Below are 6,541 nucleotides of genomic sequence, written 5' to 3' on the forward strand. Positions count from 1 at the left end.
TATCGTTTATAATTCCATTCTTCAGATCTGTATTTCTCTATAATTTCGTCAAGTTGATTTAAATCGTCTTCTGTTAACGTGTATTCCGTCGTTGTCATTGATAGTCCTTTTTCAAATCCGTCTTTAAAAGCAATGTATAATTCATCGACTGTTATATTTTTGTCTGTTAGATCATTAATCGGAACAGCCTTTGATTTAAAATCACTTTTCATTTTTTGTTTAAAACGTTCATTTGTAAATTTAAACATATCAAATAGATGATCAATATCAACATCTAGAAGTATTGAACCGTGTTGCATAATGACACCATCGTTTCTTGTCTGTGCACTTCCTGCTATTTTTCTTCCTTCAACGACGAGTTCATACCAACTCGGTGTATCAAAACATACACTCGATCGTATATCAGATTTAGTTTTTTCTGGAATACTAAAATAAGCGTCTAAACCTAAATTTTTAAACCCTTCAAGTAATCCTTTTGATAGCACTTTATAACTTTCTGTTACAGTATGTGGCATGCCTTCGTAATTTTCAGGTAACACGAGACTGTATGTTAGTTCTTTATCGTGTAATACACCACGACCACCCGTTTTACGCCTTACGAGCTGGTAGCCATACTCTTTTACTTTTTCAACATCGATTTCTCTATGTATCTTTTGAAAATAACCGATTGATAGAGTTGGGGTTTCCCACTCATACAAACGTAATACTGGGTTAATTTCACCCTTTTCAACTTTCTTCATGAGTAATTCGTCTAGCGCCATGTTATAAAACGCATCTTGTTTACCACTTTTGATGTAACTCCATTCTGCTGTCAAATCTCTCTCCCCCAGATTACACTTTTAAAAATGTGACAAACACACTATAATATATATTGTATCGAAAAAGGAGCGATTGTGTGAGTACTACGACAATAATTTTATTAATTGTTTTAGCTGTTTTAATAGTTTTATTTATAATTAATGCTGTGCTAAGTGTTAGAGGCGTTAATATCGTAGGTGAAGAAGAATTTAGTCGAAACTTACGTAAAGTGCAACTCGTCGACTTACGAGAAAAAGATTCTTATAAGCACGGACATATATTAGGTGCACGTAACATCCCTCTAAGCACATTTAATACGAGAGCGAAATCATTACGTACAGATCAGCCCGTACACTTATACGACCAAAACGGTCGTACAGCGCTAAGAGCTGCAAGAATTTTAAAGAAGCAGGGTCATAAAGATATTTACGTATTGAAAAGTGGTATCGCTAAATGGACAGGTAAAATTAATTCTAAATAAAGAAAAAGCGATTCGAAAAATTTCGAATCGCTTTTTTGATTACTTTTTATCTTCGATAATATCTTCTTTTTCATAACGTAATACTGGATGACGTGCTGCAAGTGTTTCATCAAGTCTTCCGATTACTGTTGTATGTGGAGCTTCTAATACTAAGTCTAAGTCTTCTTTAATTTCTTTATCGATATTAAGTAATGCATCGATAAATCCATCTAGAGTTTCTTTTGACTCTGTTTCAGTAGGCTCGATCATTAAACCTTCCTCAACGTTAAGTGGGAAGTAGATTGTTGGTGGGTGATAACCGTAATCTAATAAACGTTTTGCGATATCTAGAGTACGTGCACCTTCTTTTTTCTGATTCACACCACTTAAAACAAATTCGTGTTTACAATGTTGTGTGTATGGTAAATGATAAGTGCCTTCAAGACGTCTCATCATGTAGTTCGCATTTAACACTGCATCTTCAGAAACTTTTTTAAGCCCCTCAGGACCCATCGTTTTAATGTACGTGTATGCACGTAAGTAAATCGCAAAGTTACCAAAGTAAGGTTTTACGCGTCCAACACTTTGTGGAATATCATTATCGAGTTTATACGTGTCTCCCTCTTTTTTAACGTGAGGTTTTGGTAAGAATTTCGCTAAGTCCGCTTTAACTCCGATAGGACCTGAACCAGGACCACCACCACCGTGTGGACCAGTGAATGTTTTGTGTAAGTTTAAGTGTACTGCGTCAAAGCCCATGTCTCCAGGACGAACTTTAGCCATAATCGCGTTTAAGTTCGCACCGTCATAGTATAACTTACCACCCGCACCGTGTACGATATCTCTAATTTCTAAAATATCTTTTTCGAATAAACCAAGAGTATTCGGGTTAGTTAACATGATTGCTGCAGTTTTATCACTTACAACACGTTTTAAGTCTTCGATATCTACAGTTCCATCTTCGTTTGATTTAACTGTAACTGAATCGAATCCAGCAACTGTTGCTGAAGCTGGGTTTGTCCCGTGCGCTGAGTCTGGAACGATTACTTCTGTTCTTTGGAAGTCTCCGTTTGCTTCGTGGAATGCTTTAATCATAATTAATGCTGTCCACTCACCTTGAGCTCCTGCTGCTGATTGTAATGAGATTTCATCCATCCCAGTAATTTCTTTTAATGATTCTTGTAAACGATAAGTTACTTCTAATGATCCTTGGATTGCTTTTTCGTTTTGTAATGGATGTGAATAAGCGAATCCAGCAAGACGAGCAACTTGTTCGTTAATTTTAGGGTTGTATTTCATAGTACAAGAACCTAAAGGATAGAATCCTGAGTCGATTCCCCAGTTTTTGTTTGAGAGTTCAGTGTAGTGACGAATTAAATCAAGTTCACTAATTTCTGGTAGCTCAGCTTTTTCTTTACGAATAAATTTATCATCTAATAAACTAGAAAGTTCTTTTTTCTCGATTTCAAGTTTAGGTAACGAATATGCATAACGATCTTCAATACTTCTTTCAAAAATTAATGGGCTTGAACCTTTTTTAGCCATTATAAGCACCTAACCTTTCAACAAACGCGTCAATTTCATCTTTTGTACGTAGTTCTGTAACAGCGATTAGCATATGATTTTTGAACGCTTCAAAGTCTAATCCTAAATCATAACCACCGATAAATCCGTCTTCATATAACTCATCATTAATTTCAGTGACATCTTTCTTTAACTTAACGACAAACTCGTTAAAGTTCATATCACCAAACACTTCAAATCCAGCTGATTTAAACGCTTCTTTTGCATAATGTGCGTTTTGGATGTTATTTTCTGCCATCTCTACCGCACCATACTTACCTAAAGCACTCATTGCAATTGATGATGCTAGAGCGTTTAACGCTTGGTTTGAACAGATGTTTGAAGTCGCTTTTTCACGACGAATATGTTGTTCACGTGCTTGTAATGTTAATACGAAACCACGGTTACCTTCATCATCTTTAGTTTGTCCGACAAGGCGTCCTGGCATTCTTCTCATTAATTTTTTAGTCGCTGCAAAGTATCCACAGTGTGGTCCACCGAATTGTGACGGGATACCGAATACTTGTGTATCACCAGTCACGATATCTGCACCGAATTCACCTGGAGGTGTAAGTAATGAAAGTGCAAGTGGGTTAGAATTTACAATGAATAACCCTTTATGCTTATGTGCAATCTTTTCGATTGCTTCTAAATCTTCAATTGAACCAAAGAAGTTTGGATATTGTACCATTACTGCTGCTGTGTCTTCATCTGCTAATTCTTCAAGATGTTTTAAATCTGTTTTAGTGCCATCTAGATCAGCAACAACTACTTCTACGTTTTGAGCGTGTGTATAAGTCTTTATGACTTCTAGTGTTTGAGGATGAACTGCACCAGATACAACAACTTTCTTCTTTCTCGTTGCACCAGCAGCCATCGTTGCACCTTCAGCAAATGCTGTTGCTCCATCATACATTGATGAGTTTGCTATTGGTAAACCTGTTAGTTCTGAAATAATCGTTTGGAATTCAAAGATTGCTTGTAATTCACCTTGAGAAACTTCAGGTTGATATGGTGTGTATGCAGTATAGAATTCGGATCTAGAAATAATAGAATCTACAACCGAAGGAATATAGTGATCATATACACCTGCACCTAAAAATGATGTATGAGTGACTGACGTAATGTTTTTGTTAGCGATTTGCGTCATTTCTCTTAATAGTGAATGCTCATCTTTAGCAGGCTCAATATTTAAATCGCCTTTAAATCTTACTTCTTCAGGGATATCTGAAAATAATTCGTTAACATCTTTAATGCCAACGACATCTAGCATCTCTTGCTTGTCTTTCTCTGTTACTGGTAAATAACGATGACTCATATTTACACTCCTTAAAAGTTTAATATTTTATTTAAAATTTTTAACAAACTGAGCTGGAATTTCACGTTTACGCACTTTAACGATAAATTCCTTATCGTCTTCATAGAAGTCAGTATCTACTAAAGCAAATCCAATTGCTTTACCAGATGATGGTGATTTTGTACCACTTGTAACGTATCCCACTTTGTTACCTTCAGTATCAAATACTTCGTAATCAGTTCTTGGAATACCTTTACCAGTCATTTCAAATGCTGATAAACGACGTGGTGCACCATTTGCTTTTTGATCTTTTAAGATATCACTACCAATAAATTTATCTTTGTTTGCATTTACAGCAAATCCGATTCTTGCTTCTATTGGAGTAATTTCTGGAGATAAATCTTGACCGTGAAGTGGTAATCCCGCTTCAAGTCTTAACGTATCTCTCGCACCAAGACCACATTCAGTTGCACCATCATCTTTAAATAGTTTCCATAATTCTTCTAATGAATCTGGCTTCATATAAATTTCAAAACCATCTTCTCCTGTATAACCACTTTGAGATAACAGTACGTCATGCCCAGCAAGTGATACATTTTGTTTTGCGTCGAACATTTTCATCTCTGAAAGATCTTCGTCAACGTGTTTTTGTACCATCGCTCTTGAATTTGGACCTTGAATGGCGATTACTGCGTAATCATCTGACTCATCTGATATTTCTACGTCATAGCCATCAATCTTAGTTAACCATTCATAATCTGTGTCTTTGTTTCCAGCATTCGGAACTAAGAAGAACGTATTGTCATCTAGACGATAAATTAATAAATCATCGATTACTCCACCGTCTTCGTTACAAATTGTCGTATACTGCGCACGATTAACTTTTAATTTAGATACATCATTTGTTAATGCGTAGTTTAAAAAGTCAACTGCTTCACTACCTGTAACTTTGAACTCTCCCATATGAGAGACATCAAAAATACCTACGTCTTCACGTACAGCGTTATGTTCATCGATAATACTCGTAAATTGAACAGGCATTTCCCAGCCGCCAAAATCTACAAGCTTCGCACCAACTTCTCGATAATAATCGTTAAGTGGTGTTTTCTTTAATTCACTCATAATATCCCCCTTTTTATTAAAAAAACAGGACACTTTAATTAAAAAGTGCCCTGTTGAAATATCTTCAGGATTCGTCACGATATCGTCCTTTTGCCTGAGAGATTCACCTAAAAAGGCTTGCTCCTTCGGCGACGTAATTATACGTTCTCTCCGACATCGTTCAACCGAAAACATCAATTTTCAATGATTTTGTATCCGAATTCATTATATATACTATATTCACAAATTGCAACTTAAATGCTATTACATCTATTATTTAAACGTTTAAAAGTTTGTGAATTAATTCATCTACCGTCGTTTCGTTCATTAACGTAATATCAGCAATGCTCTTATATAGAGGACTACGTTTTTCATATAAATCTTTTAACTCTTCATATGATCTTAAAGCATTTGGTCTACTGCTATCATTTTTAATACGTTTATATATATCATCGAAGGGTGCATCGATATGGATCACTAATTGAGTCGATTCTTTTAGAAGATTTAGAGACGGTTCATATTCTACAATTCCACCACCTGTAGATAGTATGTCTACATCTAAACATTCTTTCAGTGCGTCATATTCGTATTCCCGAAATACATTTTCACCGTAACTTTTAAATATGTCAGATATTTTTTGATGCTTGTTTTCTATATATCCGTCTAAGTCTATAAATTCCTTTTGTGTTATCTCACTTAACTTTTGACCAGCAGTTGTTTTACCAACACCCATAAATCCAATTAAAATCATAACTATGCTCCTAAAAACAATTTAACCTTACTTTCATAATAATAAATAAGATTCATTTTAATCTCAATGATCATATATAAGCGCATATAATATGTGTAGAAAACATTTGTTATAAAACCTAATATGATTAACGATGTGACACTTATAAATCCATCATTTTTTAATATACATTTCATATGTTTCATCGCCTTCTTCAATCATAATATACACTTGATGTTTATCTTCTGTAACGTTGAATTCAAGGACGTTCGTCATCAGAGGAATAAAGCCTTTTTTGTCTATCGATTTGACAATACGATTATTAGATAGTCGATACGTAATCGTTCCGTGTTCATTATCAAAAGTAAGGCTGTTTTTTGTAATTACAATATTCTTCTTATTTGTTTCTACTTCAAAAACGTCTTCTATAAAAACGTCGATATCAAAACTTTGCTCATTTAATTCAATCGAACCAAATAGTCGTATCGTTGGAATAGTTATAAATAAGATCATAGATAGAACAAATAGACTCAGTAACATCTCAATATATGTAAAACCTTCACTTGATTTTAATGCATATATTTGCAGCCGC

General features: G+C 34.9%; 7 protein-coding genes and 1 riboswitch. Of the genes, 1 reads left to right on the forward strand and 6 read right to left on the reverse strand.

Translation table 11 applies throughout. The features are described 5' to 3' along the window. Positions 1-815, reverse strand: an 815-nt coding sequence (locus tag TJ68_RS01430; RefSeq protein ID WP_040928340.1) for a lipoate--protein ligase family protein, incomplete at its 3' end; no start/stop codon positions are given. Positions 816-895: 80 nt separating this feature from the next. Between TJ68_RS01430 and TJ68_RS01435 the strand changes: the two genes are divergently transcribed. Further along, positions 896-1,279: a rhodanese-like domain-containing protein gene (locus TJ68_RS01435; RefSeq protein WP_040928341.1), complete on the forward strand. Its 384-nt coding sequence runs from the start codon at positions 896-898 to the stop codon at positions 1,277-1,279. Positions 1,280-1,318: 39 nt separating this feature from the next. Here TJ68_RS01435 and gcvPB read toward each other — a convergent pair whose 3' ends face one another. The 5 genes from gcvPB to TJ68_RS01460 all read right to left on the reverse strand — a co-directional run. Beyond that, positions 1,319-2,803, reverse strand: coding sequence for an aminomethyl-transferring glycine dehydrogenase subunit GcvPB (gcvPB, locus tag TJ68_RS01440; protein ID WP_040928342.1), 1,485 nt, complete (start codon positions 2,801-2,803; stop codon positions 1,319-1,321). Then, entirely contained in the window at positions 2,796-4,139 is a 1,344-nt protein-coding gene (gene gcvPA / locus TJ68_RS01445; protein WP_040928343.1) for an aminomethyl-transferring glycine dehydrogenase subunit GcvPA, read from the reverse strand. Before gcvPA ends, gcvPB begins: the two co-directional genes overlap by 8 nt. A 27-nt stretch (positions 4,140-4,166) precedes the next feature. Next, positions 4,167-5,243, reverse strand: coding sequence for a glycine cleavage system aminomethyltransferase GcvT (gene gcvT, locus TJ68_RS01450; protein WP_040928346.1), 1,077 nt, complete (start codon positions 5,241-5,243; stop codon positions 4,167-4,169). 69 nt (positions 5,244-5,312) lie between these two features. Continuing rightward, positions 5,313-5,404: riboswitch (glycine riboswitch) on the reverse strand. 92 nt (positions 5,405-5,496) lie between these two features. Next, positions 5,497-5,970 carry a shikimate kinase gene (locus tag TJ68_RS01455; RefSeq protein WP_040928344.1) on the reverse strand — a complete coding sequence of 158 codons (474 nt, stop codon included), beginning with the start codon at positions 5,968-5,970 and terminating at the stop codon, positions 5,497-5,499. 153 nt (positions 5,971-6,123) lie between these two features. After that, the coding region (locus tag TJ68_RS01460) for a competence type IV pilus minor pilin ComGF (RefSeq protein ID WP_040928345.1) at positions 6,124-6,541 on the reverse strand (418 nt) is incomplete at its 5' end.

The organism is Nosocomiicoccus massiliensis, from assembly GCF_000438455.1.
In the GTDB taxonomy this organism is placed as follows: Bacteria; Bacillota; Bacilli; order Staphylococcales; family Salinicoccaceae; genus Nosocomiicoccus; species Nosocomiicoccus massiliensis.

Coding starts and splice junctions, on each gene's coding strand:
- gcvPB (WP_040928342.1), bottom strand. CDS start 2,803: ATGGCTAAAAAAGGTTCAAGCCCATTAATTTTTGAAAGAAGTATTGAA.
- gcvPA (WP_040928343.1), bottom strand. CDS start 4,139: ATGAGTCATCGTTATTTACCAGTAACAGAGAAAGACAAGCAAGAGATG.
- TJ68_RS01455 (WP_040928344.1), bottom strand. CDS start 5,970: ATGATTTTAATTGGATTTATGGGTGTTGGTAAAACAACTGCTGGTCAA.